Origin of the sequence: Paenibacillus sp. FA6 (genome assembly GCF_051550225.1) — a bacterium.
Taxonomy (GTDB): Bacteria; Bacillota; Bacilli; order Paenibacillales; family Paenibacillaceae; genus Paenibacillus_AQ.
Genome location: NZ_CP188820.1, coordinates 4,067,598 through 4,088,317, shown reverse-complemented (window position 1 = coordinate 4,088,317; position 20,720 = coordinate 4,067,598). Strand labels below are relative to the sequence as shown.

The 20,720-nt window shown below is 43.0% G+C and carries 14 protein-coding genes and 1 pseudogene; 13 read left to right on the top strand and 2 right to left on the bottom strand.

Features of this window, described 5'->3' with window-relative positions; genetic code table 11:
• The first annotated feature begins 1 nt into the window (after position 1).
• From ACP8HI_RS18815 to ACP8HI_RS18800, 4 genes and pseudogenes are all read left to right on the top strand, one after another.
• Positions 2-508, top strand: a complete 507-nt coding sequence (locus ACP8HI_RS18815) for a DUF6630 family protein (RefSeq protein WP_438347707.1) — start codon at positions 2-4, stop codon at positions 506-508.
• A 170-nt stretch (positions 509-678) separates the two neighbouring features.
• Positions 679-1,334, top strand: a pseudogene (locus tag ACP8HI_RS18810) (hypothetical protein).
• Between the two features lie 640 nt (positions 1,335-1,974).
• On the top strand, positions 1,975-2,517 hold the full coding sequence (locus ACP8HI_RS18805) for an ankyrin repeat domain-containing protein (protein ID WP_438347706.1): 543 nt from the start codon (positions 1,975-1,977) through the stop codon (positions 2,515-2,517).
• On the top strand, positions 2,504-2,845 hold the full coding sequence (locus tag ACP8HI_RS18800) for an immunity protein Imm33 domain-containing protein (protein ID WP_438347705.1): 342 nt from the start codon (positions 2,504-2,506) through the stop codon (positions 2,843-2,845). The genes ACP8HI_RS18805 and ACP8HI_RS18800 overlap by 14 nt, the downstream gene beginning before the upstream one ends.
• Positions 2,846-3,537: 692 nt before the next feature.
• Here ACP8HI_RS18800 and ACP8HI_RS18795 read toward each other — a convergent pair.
• The gene (locus ACP8HI_RS18795) at positions 3,538-4,401 is read right to left on the bottom strand and encodes a helix-turn-helix domain-containing protein (RefSeq protein ID WP_438347704.1); all 864 of its coding nucleotides are present in this window, start codon (positions 4,399-4,401) and stop codon (positions 3,538-3,540) included.
• 196 nt (positions 4,402-4,597) lie between these two features.
• On the opposite strand from ACP8HI_RS18795, the gene ACP8HI_RS18790 reads away from it, so the two are divergent.
• The 9 genes from ACP8HI_RS18790 (at position 4,598) to ACP8HI_RS18750 (ending at position 19,733) form a co-directional block, all read left to right on the top strand.
• On the top strand, positions 4,598-6,805 hold the full coding sequence (locus ACP8HI_RS18790; RefSeq protein ID WP_438347703.1) for a beta-galactosidase trimerization domain-containing protein: 2,208 nt from the start codon (positions 4,598-4,600) through the stop codon (positions 6,803-6,805).
• A 21-nt stretch (positions 6,806-6,826) separates the two neighbouring features.
• Complete coding sequence (locus tag ACP8HI_RS18785; protein WP_438347702.1) at positions 6,827-7,606, top strand: SDR family NAD(P)-dependent oxidoreductase; 780 nt, start codon at positions 6,827-6,829, stop codon at positions 7,604-7,606.
• A gap of 34 nt (positions 7,607-7,640) precedes the next feature.
• The gene (locus ACP8HI_RS18780; RefSeq protein ID WP_438347701.1) at positions 7,641-9,956 is read left to right on the top strand and encodes a glycoside hydrolase family 95 protein; all 2,316 of its coding nucleotides are present in this window, start codon (positions 7,641-7,643) and stop codon (positions 9,954-9,956) included.
• A gap of 131 nt (positions 9,957-10,087) precedes the next feature.
• Complete coding sequence (locus tag ACP8HI_RS18775) at positions 10,088-12,376, top strand: helix-turn-helix domain-containing protein (protein ID WP_438347700.1); 2,289 nt, start codon at positions 10,088-10,090, stop codon at positions 12,374-12,376.
• Between the two features lie 163 nt (positions 12,377-12,539).
• Positions 12,540-13,475 carry an ABC transporter permease gene (locus ACP8HI_RS18770; protein ID WP_438347699.1) on the top strand — a complete coding sequence of 312 codons (936 nt, stop codon included), beginning with the start codon at positions 12,540-12,542 and terminating at the stop codon, positions 13,473-13,475.
• 16 nt (positions 13,476-13,491) lie between these two features.
• Positions 13,492-14,388: a carbohydrate ABC transporter permease gene (locus ACP8HI_RS18765; RefSeq protein ID WP_438347698.1), complete on the top strand. Its 897-nt coding sequence runs from the start codon at positions 13,492-13,494 to the stop codon at positions 14,386-14,388.
• A gap of 55 nt (positions 14,389-14,443) precedes the next feature.
• The gene (locus ACP8HI_RS18760) at positions 14,444-16,090 is read left to right on the top strand and encodes an extracellular solute-binding protein (protein ID WP_438347697.1); all 1,647 of its coding nucleotides are present in this window, start codon (positions 14,444-14,446) and stop codon (positions 16,088-16,090) included.
• An 82-nt stretch (positions 16,091-16,172) separates the two neighbouring features.
• A complete protein-coding gene (locus ACP8HI_RS18755) occupies positions 16,173-18,545 on the top strand; it encodes a glycosyl hydrolase family 95 catalytic domain-containing protein (RefSeq protein ID WP_438347696.1) in 2,373 nt (790 codons plus the stop codon).
• A 72-nt stretch (positions 18,546-18,617) separates the two neighbouring features.
• Positions 18,618-19,733 (top strand): SGNH/GDSL hydrolase family protein, encoded by a 1,116-nt coding sequence (locus ACP8HI_RS18750; protein WP_438347695.1) that lies wholly within the window; start codon positions 18,618-18,620, stop codon positions 19,731-19,733.
• Positions 19,734-19,816: 83 nt separating this feature from the next.
• Here the strand turns inward: ACP8HI_RS18750 and ACP8HI_RS18745 are convergent, their stop codons facing one another.
• The gene (locus tag ACP8HI_RS18745; RefSeq protein WP_438347694.1) at positions 19,817-20,710 is read right to left on the bottom strand and encodes a carbohydrate ABC transporter permease; all 894 of its coding nucleotides are present in this window, start codon (positions 20,708-20,710) and stop codon (positions 19,817-19,819) included.
• Between the last annotated feature and the right edge of the window lie 10 nt (positions 20,711-20,720).

Here is a 20,720-nt window from a genome sequence, read left to right as displayed (position 1 = left end):
AATGGTAAATTCAGCGTTATTAAGATTGGCAGAGAGGTTAGCACAGAATTCAAGCAAGATTGTCGAAGAGGTCAGGTTTGCAATAGAGGAACCTAACAACTATGTCATTAGATTTGAAGAAAAGTTAAAGGAAAGAGGTATTGAAGAACATTTAGAGGAATTACCATGGATTGTGTTAATTGATGCATTGATTGAAGACGAGTTGGCGTATGAAATAGATTGGAAAGAGAGTACCTTGGAAATTACTTATGCAATCGATGATTTATTTGATAGGAAAAAGATAGATTCATTAGATTGGGAATGGATTGAGAATATATCAGACGCGATGCTAACTGGGGAAAAGCTACAGGCTATTGCGGATAAACTCAATGAACGATCTTTATCTCTTGCGTATTTAGACATAGATAGTGACTCCTACATTTTAATTGTAGTACCGAATGTAGAAATTGGTGAACTAAAAGATTTAGCTTTAAAAGCAGGTCATACAATTTCAAGTACTTTTATTTGAAGAGTCTCCTCAAATAAGTCAGTAGATGGATTTATATTCGATTTAAGATTTAAATATAAACTACTGAAAATTACAATAGAATATTGGAGTAATTTGGTAACAATACGCAGTATTTGAAAATTAAGCTTTGAATATATGAATCCTAGATGGCTTAGCTTTGAGGTGTAAATATGAAAGCAAATGAAGTATTTGATAACTTATGTAGTTTAATATCTGAAAAGTATACAGACAGTGGTTGGAAATATTCTAGGTCAGGTCATTGGATGACCAAAAAAGATAAGAGTTTCATGTACAAGGTGTTATTTTATACAAGTTGGAATAATATATCTGATAAAAATGTAGCATTTTATGGTGAATGTGCAATTATCCCATTAAAATCGAAAGATAAAATATTTCATATCAATACTCGTCAATGCAATGTACCAAATGGTCAATTGTATTGGAACATCGCAAATGAAGAAAATTGGGATCAGACAGTTGAAGAATTTACTAGTTGGTTAGACAACGTATTTTTACTTATTGTAGAAAGCTGCATGAATGATCTGAATAACTTCTTGAAACAAGTCGTTATGAGAGGGTTTTATCCTCCAAATGGTTATCTGGTTGATATTAGTTTTGTCTTAACACATGGTTCGCGTAAATTAGCAGAAGAAGCGACCAAAAGGTACTATGCAAGTTTAGACGAGCCCATAAAAAAGAATTTAAAGAAAATTATGAGAGTATGATAAATGGTAATGAGGCCGTAAGTGCATATGGTAATAATATGATGAGGAATTATTCCAATTTTAGAGCTGTACTGGAAAATAAAATAGTTATGACGTTTTAGCACGTAAAATTGTCTAACATCGCTTGCGGTAATTGGTAACCCAGTTATCGCTTTTTATTTTCCGAAATAGCTTTACAACTTAGCGGATGGGAGAAGGTGGTAAGGTAATAAGTGGAGCTAACCATACTAATCCTTTAGTGGATGGCCGATAAATAAAAGATGGGAAGCCTAAAGGGAGACAGGCCCTATCAGGTGGCAAACAACTTGAGTTTGAAAATAATGTCTATATGCCAATGTAGACCTTGATGGAATTCTGCGCGATCCGAATACTGGTGATGTAATAGAATGGAAGCCTGGTCAACCTAGAGAAGATGTAGTTGATTTTGGTCATGAATCAGGAAGTAATTATAATGATATGTTCGAAAAAAACAAAAATCGAGAAATAACGCTTGATGAATTAAAAGAGTTTTAATTTAATCCAGATAACTATAGATTGGAAACGCCTTCGGCTAACAGATGTCATAAGTATAAATAACATTTTAAGTGCAAGTCTGTGGAGTAATTGTAAGCTATACAAGGATTACTACTGCCACTTGGAGGGGAGAAATCCAGATCCCCTACGAGTAGTTATATCGGGTGAGGGCTTTCTATTAAAAGTAATTAAGTTAATAGATAAGAGTGAGAAAGGAGATGAGTTGTTTTGAAAATAACAAATGCATTTGATGCAGTAAGAGATGGAACATATGAAGAGTTTATTGAACACTATAGTGGGGATATTAATCAAATTAATACAAATTTAGGTTTAAATCTATTAAACTTAGCTGTAGTTAACGATAAAAAACCAATTGAAAAAATCAAAATAATAAAGTTCTTAATCTCAGAAGGAATAAATATTAATTTTGAAGATTCGAAAAACAAAAGAAATGCTCTACACACTTTTTATTTTAATGTATTAAGACCTTCACTAGAGTATATGTTAGAAATAACAAAATTAATTTCAGAAGATGGAATAAATATTAATGCACTAGATAAATTTAATGCAATACCTTTAAAGTATGCAATTACAATAACAAAGTTAGCTACTGAGGAAATAAAGCCAATATACAACTATTTACTAGAGCAGGGAGCTGATTATAATAATAAGGATATATTTGATAAATCATGTATTGATTATTCAAAGGAATATTCTTGGAGGAATGACGTCGTAAAGATTATAAAGGAGTTTGAAAATGAAAATAAATAACAGTGAATACGGTGGCTTTTTAGTTTCTAAAAATATTATTTCGGGTTGTCCTATTAGATATTCATTTCGAGAAAAAAGTTCTATACCACAGTTAAACGAGTGGAATCTATATTCTGTAATAGATGATGATTATATTAATAATGCGGAAAACTTTACAATTCTAAGTGCTGAATCTATTTTTGGTATATCCCCTATAATTTCGGAGTTTTTTGATGCCCCATACGGAACTGATATATGTTGGTTATATGAAGAGGGAGTACACACAGGATTTTATGACTTAATTTCAGAAAACGAAGTCACTCTTGGTGAAATTCTGAGAAACACGTAAGATATAAGAAAGCGTCAACCTTTCCTACCTTCGGTAGAAGAAAATTAACAAATAACAAAATAGAACGAATGATTGAGCCTATAATGTGTTAGTTAAGAGAGACTCAGTTATATAATATTCTAACCAGATATATATAAGACACTATCTATTTGTAAGGTCAGCAGGAATCATTCAACCAATAACAAATGTAACACCTCTAAAAAGATTTCCTCAATTCGCTTGTAGGTACAGTAATCCTTGAAAAGTACAACCTAAATAACGCAATAGAGTTACTCCGAACAGGACAATTATGGTCAGATACAACCATGATTGCCCTGTTTTCTGTTGTGTTCATTTTCTCATACGTTAATCAAAATGAACGCAACTTTAGAAGTGGATAAAGTGATAGATACGTGTCAGGAGGTCTTTCCTATTTCCATGAATAACCCGACAAGAAGGAGTACTGGTGGAGGGAAAAGCAGCGCTGACCACAAAATCAGTAATTTTTTTGAATTCCTTTTCAAACTCAAGAATGCCTTATACAAATGGTAGCAAAGAGGACGGAATTGTCCTGAAGAAGCGATAGCGTTCGCCTTTGCCATCGGATTTCTACCGTATTAGACGGTATACAACCAAGAAATCTGATGGCAACAGCGATTGTAAGGACAATCCGTCAGCGGAGCGGTCATCCTACACTACAGTCTTTCAAAGTACTATCGAACCCTTCCCGGATGTAACCGATACTGACTCGGACTGACACCATAGTAGGTGCTGAAATGCCTCGTAAAAGGATGGATGGAGAGATAGCCTAGTTTCTCGGAAATCGCTGTAATGCTTAAATCGCTCTCTAACAGTAGATGCGTGGCACGTTTCATAATTAATTTATGTTGATAGGCTTTGGGTGTATGGCCCGTCTCACGTAAGAACAACTCGTGAAAATAGGTGCGCTTCAATCCACAGAATTGACTCCAGGACTCGACGGATTCACGACGTTCTGGGTGATCATTCAAATGAGCGAGCAGTCGAACAATACGATAGTCCGTAGGCTGGTGCGTGTGGATCGTATTATACCAATTCAGAACCCAAGCATACAGCAAGCTATTCGCTGCTTCATTGTGATAGAAGCGGGATTCACTGTATGTGTTCGCGATCGTGATGAACAGATCATAGAGCATCGGATGGGGCTGCAAAGAGAATAGGCTCGGTAAAGAATCAAGCTCATCACAAGGAAATGTGGTGGCTAATGTGTCAGCTTGGAACTGATCCGGAGCAGGGGCGAAGGAGCGATTCACCGACAACGGCTGAACCGATTCCCATAAATCGCAATACAAATTGTAGGAAGATAAAGGTTGTTGTGATGAGATGTGGAAGGCATGTGCTTGACCGGGTCGGAGAAATACGAGTGTTCTTTTATCAATAGGATAGCGTCTCCCATCAACCTCCATCTGCCCAGGTCCATCGGTGAACAGATGAAAGGCATATACGTTGCAGGTACGCAGGCGCTCGTTGGAGCTCCCATCATACAGGTACGTCATAGAATCACCAACATAAGGTGTAATTTCGGACAGTTGTTTCAATTACGTTCCTTCTTTCTATGGTTAATCAGTGAAAATTACCGGATAAATCGTTAAATGAATGGATGCTTGATCAAATACGATATTCTGCACCAATGATACAATGAATTATAAATTTAGTAAAAGGAAACTTGTTGTATAAGCGGACAAAGGAACAACCTTGGAATAGGGCAACTTTGAAGTGCAGAGGAGAATAGAGATGGGGAACTGGATAGGAAGTACGTTTCGTAAGTTGCACTTAGATTATCATCAACCGGCTTGGATGGAAGGAGTAGCGAGCGCTTTTACAGAAGAAGAGGCACGTAAGCAGGCTGCCATGTTTAAGGATACGGGTATTGAAGCGGTGGAGTTTTTTGCGTATGACCATTATGGTCACGCTTTCTATCCTTCAGAGATCGCTCCGGTGCATCCTAACTTGAAGAGTGATTATACCGGTCTTATGTCTCGTGCATTAAAAGAAGTCGGGATACGCACCATCCTTTATTTGAATGCATTTACAACGATACATTTACATACAACACATCCTGAGTGGATGCGCCGTAATGAAGATGGAACGATGCCTAGAGGTGCTTGGTTACAACATGATGCTTCGCATATATGCATTGCAACGGGGTATTTGAAGGATTACTTTTTTCCGTTGTTGCAGGAAGCGGTGCGCCGTCATGAGCCGGATGGGATATGGATCGATGCTGGAAGTTGGATGGTGGAGTACCCTTGTTATTGTCAAAGTTGCCATGAACGTTATGCGGCGGATACCGGATATGAGCTACCAACAGGCCCGATGCCGGATGCAGGAGTAGAGCTCGATCATCCGGATTGGATACGGTGGCGGTTGTGGCGACGCGGGTTGATAGCCCCTTACGTAAAGGATTTAGTCCATACGATCAAAGAGATTTCTCCGGAGACCTTAGTTGCTGAGAATAACCTAGGGAAGTATTTCTACGGTGTACCAAAAATGGAACAAGGTCAATTCGTAAAATGGTTAACGCCACGGGAATTGGGCTTGGATTGGTTATCTTGTGATCCAGTCCATTTCGGTGCGAATCATGAGATGATCTTTAGCCGTGAGGGTCGGTATCAGGCGACAACAGGACTCCCATTTGATTATATGAATGAACGATTTCATGGTTGGGGCGAATGGCAAATACGTTCCCACACGGATTGGAAATTGGAGATGGCAACCATTCTTGCTGTAGGAGCTCGCGGTTTCTTCGCGGATCAACCTTACCCTGACGGCACGCTAGAGCCGACCGTGTACCGCGACCTTGAGAAAGTCAATGCGTTCGTTAAAGAACGAGAGGCTTTCACACTTGACGCACAGCCCGTACCTGAGGTTGCTGTTCTCGCTAGTCTTCCATCTAACGTGCTAGGGCCTACAGCCGGAGCGGAGTGGGGACGGGATAAACACTGGGGAGCTTTGCCGAAATACCGTACTGACCGAGTCGACGGGGCATCGTTATGGTTAACGGAAGCGGGCATTCAGCATCTCATTTATGACGAAGAGACGCTTCGCAATCAATTGGATCGTCAATCGTTGGTCATTATTCCAGACCAATGTCTATTGGAAGAGGCAACGATTACTGCGCTCGAACGCTATGTGGAAGCCGGCGGACAGCTTATTGTAACGGGACGTTCGGGGTTGTGGAATGAGCAAGGGGAGCGTCGAACGGCAGATCCATTCGCGAAGTTATTAGGATTAGTGCGTAAAGGCGAGTTGCCTGCCCCACTCCATTACTGGCGGGCAGATTCAAAGTTGGATGCACAGATGGAGTATGGGCAGATCAAATTGCAGGCTTGGGGTACAGCACTGGATATCTCGCTGGATCATGCTGAATCCTTAGCGGACCTGCTCGAACCTGTAGAGACGGTATGGCGCAACGGGGGAAGAGAACGGTCGGATTGGCAGCATTACACAACGGTTGGTGCAGCACCAGCGGGGACTGCGGTTGCAGCATCTGCGGTAACACTTCACTCGTATGGTCAAGGCCAAGCGATGTATATGAACGGCGACCTATTTGCTTTGTATTATCTGGAGGGACACAGACTCATTCGTGAGTGGCTAACCGTTTGTCTAAATGTGATGCACCCTGTTGCTGCGAGAACAATCCAGGTGCGCAAACCCCTGCATGTGGAGATGAACATGATGGAACGGACAACGGAGGCAGGACAAGAAACGATTGTTCACTTCTTGAATTACTTTGCTCAGAAGAGACCGGGATACGTGATTCATAACGAAGAGGTGCCTCCGATCTATGACTTAGAGTTTCGAGTACGTATGGACAAGAAGCCAATTCGAATTGTTCTACAACCAGAAGGTACGGAACTGAAATGGGATTGGGACGGAGAGCACGTGAAAGTCCATATTCCATGCTTGGAACTTCATGCCATCGTTCAGATTCAAGGATAGTGCCATAAAGGAGGAAGTCGCATGAGGTTTGTAGATAAGGTTGTGATTGTCACCGGCGGCGGTTCCGGAATCGGCGAAGTTAGTGCGGAACGGTTCGCTGAAGAGGGTGCGCTTGTTGTGATCGCAGATTGGAATGAAGCCGAGGCACAACGAGTAGCGATTAAATTGAACGCAAATTATCCACGGACAGAGGGGACGATACGCGCAATTGCAATTCAGACAGATGTCTCTAAGGATGACGATGTCGCGAACCTAATGAGCACAACAATGCAAGCCTTCGGACGAATCGACGTGTTATTCAATAATGCAGCTGTCATTCTACCCAAGTATTTGGAGGAGATTGAGGAATCTGATTTTGATCGCGTAATAGATGTTAATTTAAAAGGGGTCTACTTGACGGTGAAGCATGCTATTGCGCATTTAAGGCAAACCCGTGGGTCGATTGTCAATATGGCATCCCTGAATGGTCTCATTGGCCAACGCCAAAATCCGGTCTACGCTGCAAGCAAAGGCGGCATCATTGCGATGAGTAAGTCGCTCGCGCTAGATTATGCATCCGACGGTGTGCGCGTGAATTGCGTCTGCCCTGCGGGAGTTAAGACGCCATTGCTTGAGACTTGGACTGAGCAGCAAGCCGATCCCAAGGCAACCGAGCAAGCATTAAATGATATGCATGCGTTAGGACGGCCTGCGTCATCGGAAGAAGTTGCACAGTCTGTATTATTTTTAGCTTCAGAACATGCCTCATTCATAACAGGTGTTGCTTTGCCTGTTGAAGGCGGAGCTTCGTTAGGATATTGAAATACCCAATCACATTTAAGAGGGAGTGTGCAGTATGAGTAAATTCAAACTATGGTATAAACAGCCTGCTTTACGATGGTCAGAGGGAGTTCCACTTGGAAATGGAAGAATCGGTGCAGTTATCTATGGGGGGACGGATAAAGAGACATGGAGCATGACGGAGGTAACCTATTGGTCGGGGAAATCAGAAGATCTTGTAAGTCCATCGAAGGGGAAGGTTGACCTTGAAGAGATGAGGAAGCATTTCTTCGCGGGAGACTATGCGACGGGGGACAAGCTTGCGAAGCAGTCGCTGCAACAAGTGAAACAGAACTTCGGAACAAACCTATCGCTTTGTGATATCAAGTTCCAGTATGCACCTGTAGGTGATTCAGAACAATTCGTCCGTGAATTAGAGCTAGATCAGGCGATTTCACACGTATCGTACAAGGTGAATGGCAATACAATTACGCGTGAAGTATTCGCTACACATGCGGATGAGCTTGTTGCTTCCCGCATATGGGGAGAACTTCCGGGTTCCGTTTCCTTCACGCTTGGAATCGAGGGGCGTACGGAATCCTTCATAACTGAGACGTTGAACAACGATACGTTAAAGTTCAGGGGTCAGGCTACGGAGGATGTCCACAGTGACGGAACATGCGGCGTAAAGAGCGAAGGTCTCGTGAAAGTGGTAACTTCCGGCGGAACCCTCCGAGTTGAAGCAGGGCAGTTGGTTGTATCTAATGCCGATGAAGCATGGATCTACTTCGCGGTGAATACAGACTATAGAAGAGAAGATGCTTGGGCAGAAGAGTGTGAGCGTCAAGTAGAGCAAGCGATAGCCAAGGGTTATGCGCAACTCAGAGAAGATCATATTGTGGATTACCGCGAACTTTATGCGCGTGTTGAGGTGGATTTGGGTACGTCCGCACAGTCTAGTCTACCTACGGATGAGAGAGTGCAGTTGTTCAAGAAGGGACAAACCGAAGATCCTGATTTGTTTGCACTATTCTATCAATACGGCAGATATTTGACGATTGCAGGTTCACGAGCGGATTCTCCATTGCCGCTAAACTTACAGGGTATATGGAATGATGGTGAGGCCTGTCGTATGGGGTGGAGTTGCGATTACCATTTGGATGTCAACACGGAAATGAATTATTATGCTACGGAAATATCCAATTTAGGGGAGTGCCATCTTCCATTAATGCGCTACATTGAGGAACTCTCGCATGCGGGACGTTCTACGGCGCGTGATTTCTATGGAAGCGAAGGCTGGGTTGCGCATGTATTCTCGAATGCATGGGGATTCACGGATCCAGGATGGGAGACGTCTTGGGGACTTAACGTGACTGGTGGGTTATGGATTGCTACACACTTAATGGAGCATTACGACTATAACCAAGATCGAGAATTCCTGGAACAACAAGCATATCCTGTGTTAAAAGAGGCAGCTACCTTCTTCCTAGATTATATGACGATTCATCCGACTTACGGTTGGTTGGTTACAGGACCTTCGACTTCACCGGAGAATCATTTCTATCCAAGTGATAAGACTCAAGGTGCTCAGCAATTATCGATGGGATCGACCTTAGACCAAGTGCTGGTCCGAGATCTGTTTAACTTTTGCTTGAAATCAGCACAATTACTAGAGATAGACATTGAATTGCAGAAGCAGTTAACAGAAGCGATAGCGATCTTGCCTCCGTTACAGATTGGTAAGAAGGGGCAGTTGCAAGAGTGGTTAGAGGATTATGAGGAAGCACAGCCTGAGCACCGGCATTTGTCGCATCTGTTCGCATTATATCCTAGCAATCAAATAACGCCACAAGGAACGCCAGAGTTGAGCGCTGCCTCAAGAGTTACCTTAGAGAACCGAATGCAGGAAGATGAACTAGAGGATATTGAATTTACAGCAGCTCTATTTGGGCTCAATTTCGCTAGATTGCATGATGGAGAGCGTGCATACAAGCATATCGCGCATTTGATCGGTGAATTATGCTTTGACAATTTATTAACGTACTCCAAACCAGGGATCGCAGGTGCGGAGACGAACATCTTCGTCATTGATGGCAACTATGGTGGGACTGCGGCGATTGCAGAAATGCTATTACAGAGTCATGCTGGGGAGATTCATCTGTTGCCTGCACTTCCAGAGGCTTGGTCTACGGGATCGCTGAAGGGGCTGCGAGCGAAAGGAAATGTTGAAGTGGATGTGACTTGGGAGAACAACCAATTGGTAGAAGCAACAATCTATACGTATACCCAAGGTAGTATATCCGTACGTTTCGGACATGACAACGTATCGATGGAGGTAGAAGTAGGCGGTGTGTACTGCTTGAATAGTCAGTTACAAGTTGTACAAATCTAACAGAAGATCCATACAAAGGAAGGACAACTACAGCAATGAAGGGGAGCTGTGGTTGTCTTTCCTTTGTGACTAGAGTATTTTGATGAGAGGATTTGAAAACGCTACCATATAGATAGGGAGATGGGTTGCTTGTGCCTCGATATTCGGGAATATTTCGGAAGTTTTTAATTTCATATCTATTTATTCTGATTATACCTAGTCTAGCAGGATATGTGTCATATCGTACGTCTATTGCGGTTACGCAATCGATGTCGATTGAGAACAGTGTTACGGAGCTTCAGAAGAGCCAAGAAACACTAGAGCGAAGAATGGCTGAAGTGGTAAGTTTCACGAGGCAGTTGGCATTAAATCAAGATTTAAATGTGCTCATGAGTGAAGAAGTCGTTAAAGGGAAGATGAATGTTTATGGGATGTGGGATCTCATGAAGCAGGTCACTCCTTTTAGTCAAACCAATGACTTCTTGCAGAACTACTTCATTTATTTTAGCAACTACAATGTGATTCTATCTAAAGGATCTACGTATCGCCCTAAATACTACTACGAAGTCTCACATTTTAAGAATATGTCTTGGGAGGAATGGGAGGAGCTATTGAACAAGACGCATAGAAGTGTGATTCTACCGCTTCAACCCGTGACAAGTGATGGGAAAGAATACGCGGCGATCTCCTATATGCAATCGTTGCCGTTAGATAGTTTTAGCGGATCATCTCCGGCTACCGTCGTGGTTATGATTGACGAGAAGAACATTTCAAATCTTCTCTCAGGTTGGACGGAACGCTATGGGGGCTGGACTTACATCCGTGATGCTGAAGGAAATCCAATAAGCTTACAAGGTATCAGCCAATCGGAAGTGAAAGAGATATCATCTGATCCTACATTTCTACAGGAGGAACAAAGCCAATATTATAAGGATGATCTGGTCATCACGATGCAGTCCAAGACCAATGGTTGGGTGTACCAGGCAGGGATCCCCAAAAAGGTTATCATGGAGAATGCGAACAAAATTAAGTATATTTCGTGGTTCGTTACCGGTATTGCTCTGCTTCTCGGGTTAATTGCAGGTCTCTTATTGTCATATCGGAATAGCGCACCGCTTCATAAGCTACTCACGGTGATGAAGGAGCAGTTCGCTAAAGACGGCGTCCCTGTTCGCAATGAGTATGATTTCTTGCACGGCAATATCTCACAGATGATGATGAAGAATAAACGACTCGAGACGGAGCTTACCCGTCAGCTTCCTCTGATTCGGGATGGATTTCTAAAACGATTAATCATGGGTGAATTTCAAACGGTAGACGAGATTGTAGCCGCGGCAACTCAAGCTAATACGTTATTCCCATCGAATATGGGATATGTAGCGGTTCTCCAAATCAATGGATATACAGGCATGGACAGTGTAGAAGTATTAAATGAATTGCATGCCGCAAGATTGATTCTAACGCAGATGTTAGACAATCGGAAGGAATCCATTCTATTGACGGATGTTGGTTCGGATCGCATAGTGATGATTTATATGAATCCAGATGACGAAGTGATTGGAGATATGGGACGCTCGAGAATGGAACAAGTTGCAGATCATCTCTTTCAGATGGCCTACAGTGAATACAAACTCAAAATTAGCGTAGCGGTCGGGGACTCGTTCTCTACCATTCAAGATATCACACATTCCTATGAGCAAGCGAAGCAGACCTTAGAATATGCGATTCTTAACAATCGGGACTATATCGTATGGTTTAGTGATTCGAAAGTCGAGAGTGGAAGCTATTACTATCCGATGGATATCGAGCAGAGATTAATCAGTACTATACGGGCTGGAGATGATCAAGAAGCGAAAAGAATCGTCAAATCCATTATGGACAAAAATATCGATAACCAGCATTTATCCGTTGAGATGAAGCTTCAATTGGTCAGTGAGATACGAGGAACGCTCATCAAACTGATCAATCAAAAAGTCTTCGCAGAATCGGCTTCTTTCGATGAACTTCACCAGCAAATTATGAGTATTCAACCAACGAATGAGATGGCCTCTATTAAAAACGAGATCGAACAGATCATCCAAGATTTATGTCGTGTCATTATGCGGAAGAAGAACCACAATCATACAAGAATGATCGAGCAGATCAAGACCTATATCTCTTCGAATTTCGCTGATCAAGAATTGAACTTGTACCGGATAGCCGAACAGGTCGAACGACCTGAGAAATATATATCGCAAATATTTAAAGATGTCACGGGAACGAATGTCTCGGATTACTTGGAGCAAGTTCGGATGGAAGTGGCTGTGCTCTTATTGACTCAAAAAGATTACTCCGTAGATGAGATATCATCGCGTACTGGATACAACAGTTCGCACTCCTTCCGCAGAGCATTCAAACGAGTGATGGGCGTCTCCCCAAGCTCCTATCGGCAATCCATGTAGTTCGTACCTCCCAACTGCTCGAGGCAGTTGGGATTTTTGTATTCTTTTCGGAGAAGTGTCCCTTAAAAATCGGGACATCTGTACGCAAAAAAACCTATTGTACCTATCCGGATGTTCGCCGTTACTACTACAATGAATCGTATAGAAAGCGCTACCAAACATCATGGACTACAATGCCGAGGGGGGGATTCGTGTGGAACTTGCAAGAAAGAGTTTTAGAAAGCATTGGCAATTATATCTGATCGTAATTCCACCAATACTGTTTTTTCTTATCTTCAAATATTATCCGATTTTGAATGCCGCGCTTGCTTTTAAAGATTATAACGTGACGAAGGGAATATGGGGCAGCCCGTGGATTGGTTTCAAGAACTTTGAATTGTTTTTTGAGAATCCGATGTTCTGGACACTCGTGAAGAACACGATTTATATCAGCTTATATCAATTGGTCATTGGATTTCCTATTCCAATTTTACTCGCATTAGCACTGAATGAAGTACGGAGTGCAAGGTTTAAGAAGTTGGTCCAGATGGTGACGTTCGCACCGTACTTTATTTCCACAGTCGTTATGGTGTCGATGATTATGTTGTTCTTGGCGCCGCGGTTAGGCTTCTTCAATACAGCTTTGAATGCTCTAGGCTTGGATTCGATTAACTTTCTAGGGGAGTCTAGCATGTTCCGATCCATTTTTGTCTGGTCGGATGTCTGGCAGTCGACAGGTTATGCTGCTGTCATTTATTTAGCTGCCCTTGCGGGAATTGATCCTGTACTTTATGAGGCTGCGAAGGTTGATGGAGCTTCTCGTATTCAGAAAATTATTCACGTAGATTTACCAGGTCTCCTGCCCACGATCACGATTATCCTGATTCTGAACGTTGGGAATATCATGGGATTGGGTTTCGAGAAGATTTATCTGTTGCAGAATCCTCTGAATACAGTAACGTCAGAAATTATTTCCACCTATGTCTATAAGGTCGGTTTACTTAACGCCAATTATAGCTTTGCGACTGCGGTAGGATTGTTCAATTCGTTGATCAATTTATGTTTGTTGGTCTTCGTTAATTCGCTAGCCAAACGTGTTTCGAATAATAGTATTTGGTAGATTAGGGGGTGCTCACATGACTTCAACGAAATATACGATTAAAAATTCGGCCGGCGATCGAGTGTTTATGGGAGCGATCTACGTGGTACTGACACTTGTACTCGTCGTCGTCTTGTATCCACTCATTTATATCTTGAGTAGTTCGATCAGCAGTCCTGCGGCGGTATCGTCTGGGAAGGTCTGGTTGTGGCCTGTTGATATTTCATTCAAGGGCTATACAACACTATTTCAGGATCCGCAGATTATGGTAGGATATGCGAATTCGCTGTTCTATACTTTTGCAGGGACGCTCATTAGTGTAACGCTGACCATTATGATTGCCTATCCATTGTCCCGCAAAACCTTTTATGGCAGAAGTATCATCATGATGATCATTACATTCACTATGCTGTTCGGCGGGGGATTGATTCCAACCTACTTGGTTGTTAAACAGATGGGCATGATCGATACACGCTGGGCGCTACTCATTCCGAATGCTATCTGGGTATGGCAAGTCATTATTGCGAGATCCTTCTTTCAAAGCTCCATTCCAGATGAATTGGTTGAGGCTAGTGAATTAGATGGTTGTCGTGATCTACGCTTCATGTGGAGTGTGGTGATTCCACTGTCCAAACCGATTATTGCAGTACTATTCTTGATGTATGCGGTCGGACAATGGAATGCATACTTTGATGCGCTTATCTATCTGAAGTCAGATCGCTTATTCCCACTGCAACTGATTCTTCGAAGCATTATTATTCTTAACAACGGATCAGGTGCGGTCGATGCGATGCAGATGGTTGAGAAGCAGCAAATGGCTGATTTGTTGAAATATTCATTGATTGTTGTAGCAACATTACCTGTGCTATGTATTTATCCTTTCGTACAGCGCTATTTCGTACAAGGGATGCTGGTCGGTTCTGTCAAAGGCTGATTGTTGCATCGAGGCATAGGATTCACAATATATCATTACAAAGGAGAGGTTAAATGTGAAAAAGAGAGTTGTTAGTTTATTGAGTCTAGTTATGGTTGTGAGTTTGTTGCTTGCTGCATGTGGGCAAAAGAATGAGGGGGCTAATGCGGGTACTTCCGCGGATCCAAGTCAAGCAGGAGGAGAGAATCCAGTAGAAATCAGTGTCTTTGCCCAGCAAGAATCGGGAATTGACTTGAACACCAATGGTTTCTCGAAATTGCTAGAAAGTAAATTCAATGCGAAGTTCAACTGGCAGATCATTCCGACGGATGGTGCAAAAGAAAAACGTCAAATCTCACTTGCTAGCGGTGATTATCCGGATTCTTATATGTTGACAGGCTATATCGATCAATTCTCGCAAGCTGATGTTTTAAAATATGGGAAGCAAGGGGTGATCATCCCATTAAATGATTTGATCGACCAATATGGTCCGAACATCAAAGCGGCAATTGAATCGAACGAGTCCTTACGAAGCTTCGTGACTGCCCCAGATGGTAATATCTATGGTCTAGTCGCGTATAGCGAATGTTTCCACTGCTCCTACCCGAACAAAATGTGGTTGAATACCAAGTGGCTTGAAGAGCTCAAGCTGGATATGCCTACAACGACGGATGAGTTCAAAAAAGTACTGGAAGCATTCAAAAATAACGATCCGAACGGCAACGGCAAAGCCGATGAAGTACCGCTTAGTGGTTCTACAGAGGACTTCGGCGTTCGTATCATTCCATACTTAATGAATGGGTTCATCTATGATGACGATAACAATTACTTGCAACTCACGAACGAGAAAGTCGATACAGTGGCGAATAAGCCAGAATGGAAAGATGGGCTTACCTACATCAAGTCTCTGTACGATGAGGGACTAATCGATTCCGGAGCCTTTACGCAAAATGCGGAAGCATTCAAGAAAATTGGGGATAATGCTGACGCTGAAATCCTTGGGGCTGGTGCGGGCATGCATCCAGCGATCTTCGTGACGGAGCGTACCCAGAATTATAATCCATTGCCGCCGTTAACGGGTCCGAATGCTTCATATGCAACGCATAATGGTAGCGGGATTGCACCAGGTGCAAAATTCGTCATTACGAATAAAGCTAGTAAAGAAGCTCAAATTGCTTTGATTAAAATGGTTGACTTCATGTTCACGGCAGAAGGACAAACGATTGGCTTAGCAGGTCAAGAAGGTGAAGGTTGGAGAAAGCCGGAAGCGGGCGAGGAAGCGCTAGGTCAAGGTGTAACACCGGAAGTCGCTTCCATTACGTATGAGGAAGGAAAAGGGCCAAAGAACTATGCATGGAGCGGTATGGGGCATTTCTACATGACGAGAGAATATCGGGACAGCTATGTTTCTGCGAAAGATATTTATTCACCAGATGGCTATGAACGCAGATTATATGATGCGACATTATTATATGAAGGTAATGAGCCGAAGGAATTGTTCCCGTACTGGGCGGTCTGGATGGACCCAACGGAGACGGATGAGGCGAGCATGCTGCAGACCAATATTAAGAGCTATATTGAACAAAATACGCTTCAATTTGTTACTGGTAACAAAGATCTGGATAAGGATTGGGATAGTTATGTGAAGGGGCTGGATCAATTAAAAGTCAGCCGTTATCTCGAAATTATGCAGAAGGCCTATGATACAACGTTCAACAAATAAAAGATAACTGTCCGCTCCCACGTGTGAAGTGGGAGCGAATGTTGTTTCAACGACTAAGGTGAAGTAAGGGGAGGTTGTCCTTTTGAATACATGGGAACAAGCACGTAAGCATGCACTAACGTATGTTCGGCCGGCTGTAAGTTTTTTTGAAGGTGCTTTATTAGGTAATGGAGGTTTAGGGGCTGTCGTGACGACACGTCCGGACGCGGTAGTCATTCATTTCGGTCATAACAATGTCTGGGATATTCGAATTGCAGAGAACAATCAAGATGAAATTGGTACGTTTGAACAAATATTTGCACGACTGAAGGAGATCCCAGAGCATTATGAATCGCTTAGCGATGAGCCGTGGTACCGTGATTATGTCAAGGTCACAAGTGAGAATTATAGTTATCCATTCCCTCGTCCGATGCCGTGCGGTTCGTTACTGCTAGGATTTGACCGGAGAACGACGGAGGTACTTGGACATACATTACATATCCAACAGGGTCTATGTGAGATAGATTTCCTCGTGGAAGGAGAAAGAAGAACGCTGCAAGTGTTTGTGGATCAGGAAGAAGATCGTCTGCATCTGGCTATGAAGGATAGTGATTCGTCTGCGTCCACGGCGAATATTTTCCATCGGGTGAAGCTGATTCCAGATCCGCAGACGCCAATGGAATTGCCAACCCTACAGGGATCCGTGGATTCGGGGAACAAGCAGTTGTCTTTCCGTCAGACTCTTTCGCATTCCTGTAACGAAGAGGAGATGCGACATGGACATCCGGAGGATCGTGCATTTCGACTATCAGCACGTATATCACAACATATTTCCATGGAAGAGGGTGCGCACGACTTAGAGGCTAGATTAGGTTTAGAACCCGGATTCGTAATTTCGGTGGAGTTGAATGAGGGGATGAACACGGAAGTTCCGCAGGTGTCTAAGCTCATCGATTCTCCTACGCAAATGATTTTTGCTGAACGATTCGATATAGCAGAGGCGTCATGGAAAGTATTCTGGTCTCGTTCTGGTGTGGCATTAGCGGATCAGTTCTTGGAAGAAGTCTGGTACCGGAACTTATATTTCTTTAACTGTTCGGTGAAGCCAGAAGCAACATGTCCGGGGCTGTTCGCGAATTGGAGCTACGGCAAGATCGGTGCAGAATGGCATGGCGATTATCATATGAATTATAATACGCAACAACCGTTCTGGCTCTGCTTTTCTAGTAATCATGTCGATAAGCATCTTGCTTATGTTAATATGGTTGATCATGTTTTGCCGGTCAGTCAGAAATGGGCGAAGGAATATTACGGGCTGCGTGGAGCATATTATCCGCATTCAGCCTATCCCGTAAAGATGAACATGATGCCTTATCCTGTGCCTCACTGGGGCTGGGAAGTGTGCGAGACGCCTTGGACGGTGCAAAGTCTCTGGTGGCATTATCGATACACGATGGATCGTACATTTTTGAAAGACCGTGCCTATGGACCGATGAAAGAAGCTGTGCTATTTATGGTGGACTATATGCAACGTCCGGATGCGTACGGAGAGGGATGGGACGATGATCGATATCATATTTATCCGACGGTCGTTCCCGAGTTGTACGAACTTACCCCTGGGTTTGCGAAGAACAAGGATTGCATCGTCGATTTAACTTTGACGAAGTTCTTGTTCCACGCATTTAAACAAGCGTGTACTGACTTAGAGTGTCATGAAGAGGAGCGGGAACTGCTGGAAGAGGTCAGAGTTATTCTCGATAAGTTCCCGGACTATCCGACAGCGGAATCGAAGCGAGGAACAGTATTTATTTCCGTCGAAGGAGAGGATCCCGAAGTTGTATACAATGTGCCGAACGGGATTTCAACCGTATTTCCTGGCGAAGAGCACGGATTACATTCTACTCCCGAGTTGTATGAGATTGCGGTAAATTCCTATCGTAATCATCGCAATGAGGGTGGCAATGAGCTCGTATTCTATCATATGGCAGGAGCAAGGTTAGGTCAGCTGGATCTAGGACGATTCAAACGTCAAATTGCTTATTGTATGCTTCCGAACGGAACATGTACGGATAAATTATTAGAGTCTGGCGGAAGATACGCCGATACTACGGACTTTGATTATATGGGTCCGATGGGTATTTGGTTTGAGAATTTTGCTCTACCGGCTGTAGTGAATGAATGCTTGATGCAGAGTTATAATGGGATTATTCGCTTGTTTCCAAACTGGTCTGTGGAGGAGGAGGCAGAATTCTCCACGCTTCGTGCCGTAGGGGGATTTCTCGTCAGTGCACGAGCATCAGCTGGGGAAATCGAGTGGATGGAGGTTTATAGCGAAGCGGGCTCACAGCTTCAATTCTATAACCCTTGGAGTAATGGTGTGAAATGTATTCGGGGACAAGAAGAACTCATGCTAAATGGTAGCGTAATTACGGTGGATACGGTTGTTGGAGAGACGATTCGCTTGGTAAATGCTTAGGTATACATTTAAGCGCATCTACCTGTATGGGTCGAAGTCACTTACCGTTATGTATAGGAAGGAGATGTACAGATGGAGATTCACAGGGAAAAGCGACTTCAAATGCGCAGGGGGTTGCCCCATTTTCAAAGAAAAATGCTTGATCATGAACCTATCGTTGCATTTCTCGGAGGTTCGATTACGGAAGGTGCTGGGGCTTCAGACGCGGATGTAACGAGCTGGAGAGCATTGACGGAGAAATACTTGAAGGAACGGCTTGGCGAAGATCGGGCTACATGCATCAATGCAGGTGTCGGCGGTACGAATTCTACTTTTGGAGCGCACAGATTGCAAGAACATGTATTGCAAAAAGGAGCGATTGATTTATTATTCGTTGAATTCAGTGTGAACGATGATACCGATCGAGATGAATCCATTCGTGGGATGGAGGGGATCGTTCGGCAATGTCAAAGGTTATCCCCACACACGGATATTTGTTTTCTCTATACAGCTGCAGATAAGAATTTATCAGGGGCTGTTCCTTTTAACATTGCTGTTCATGAAGAGGTAGCGAGCTATTATGACATTCCTTCTATAAGTTTTGCTGCGGAGATATATGATTTGATTCGTACTGGTCATACGCGTTGGGAAGCGTTGTCTTCAGATGGAATACATCCGAATGATGAAGGGCATGCGCTGTATGCAGATTATGTTACAGCTTTCCTTGAAGGAATTGAGCCTGGGAATGACGTCGCCAAGAACCGAACCATACCCAAACTGCCTCCGATGATAGAATCGAACTATGCTTTTGCGACAATGAGAGATGCTAGAGAAGTTGAGAGTTTCGAGGGCTTTCAAATCAGTCAATTAGAGGCTGAACCGTTGATGAATTGGAGATTTGATACCGAGCATCTTCTCACCTCCGCAGCAGAAGCATCATTGAGATTCACGGTGGATGGACAAAGCGCTGGCATCTGTATATTATGTGGACCCGATACGGGCATATTCGAATATGCCCTAGACGATGGAGCATTCCAACCGGTGAATTTGTTCGATGATTGGTGCACGATGGCTTATCGTCCCGTGATACTGATGTTTCCGATACAGAAGGAGCGCAAGAACATTACCATTACCATAAGAAATACGAGTCGTAAGGATGATCGAAGCACAGGTACAGGTCTTCGGATTATGAAGTTGTTTTTAAATTAATGAATATCGAATATTGTAAGAAAAAAAGGAGTGATCCGCAGGTCTATGATAGACCTCGAATCACTCCTACTTGTTGTCCTGATTTAACCCTTAATGGAGCCCATCATCATCCCTTTAACAAAATACTTCTGAACGAACGGATAGACAAACACGATAGGAAGTGTTGCTACCATCGTAACCGCCATACGAATACTTTCGCTGGATACGGGAACACGCGTATTACCCTGCGACAGCTGTTGTGCATCCGACATCATGCCTGCGGTTTGGAATTGATTCAATATTTTAACCATAAAGGCTTGTAACGTTTTTAACTCTGGCTTGTAGGTATAAATATAGGAGTCATACCAGGAGTTCCAGTGCCCGATAGCAAGGAATAGTCCAATGGTGGCGAGAACAGGAATACACAGCGGCATGATAATGCGGAAGAAGATTGCCAAGTCATTGGCCCCGTCAATTTTGGCGGATTCTTCAATCTCGCCTGGAAGCTGCTCAATAAAGGTGCGAACCAGAATCATTAAGAATACACCGATCATGCCTGGGAAAATGAACACCCAGAAGGAATCGATTAATCCAAGAGATTTGATAACCATATACGTAGGAATAAGTCCGCCACCAAAATACATAGTAAATACAAAGAAGAGTGAGAAGAATCTCCAACCTAGTAAATTGCGTTTACTGAGTGAGAAGGCGAGCATAGATATACAGAAAATGGATAACGATGTACCGATTACGGTACGTAATAAGGTTACGCGAATTGCGCTCCAAATTTCTGGATTGCGAAAGATCGTTATATAACTATCAAAGGTAATATCACGAGGCCAGAAGAATAATCCACCCCGAAGGGTATCGGTAGCATCGTTTAATGAAATGATGAGAATATTCCAGAACGGATAGAATGTGACAATAAAGATGACGGATAGAAAGAGATATAACGACGCATCAAAGATGTATTCCGCAATACTTTTTTTGCTTTTCATACATGACCCT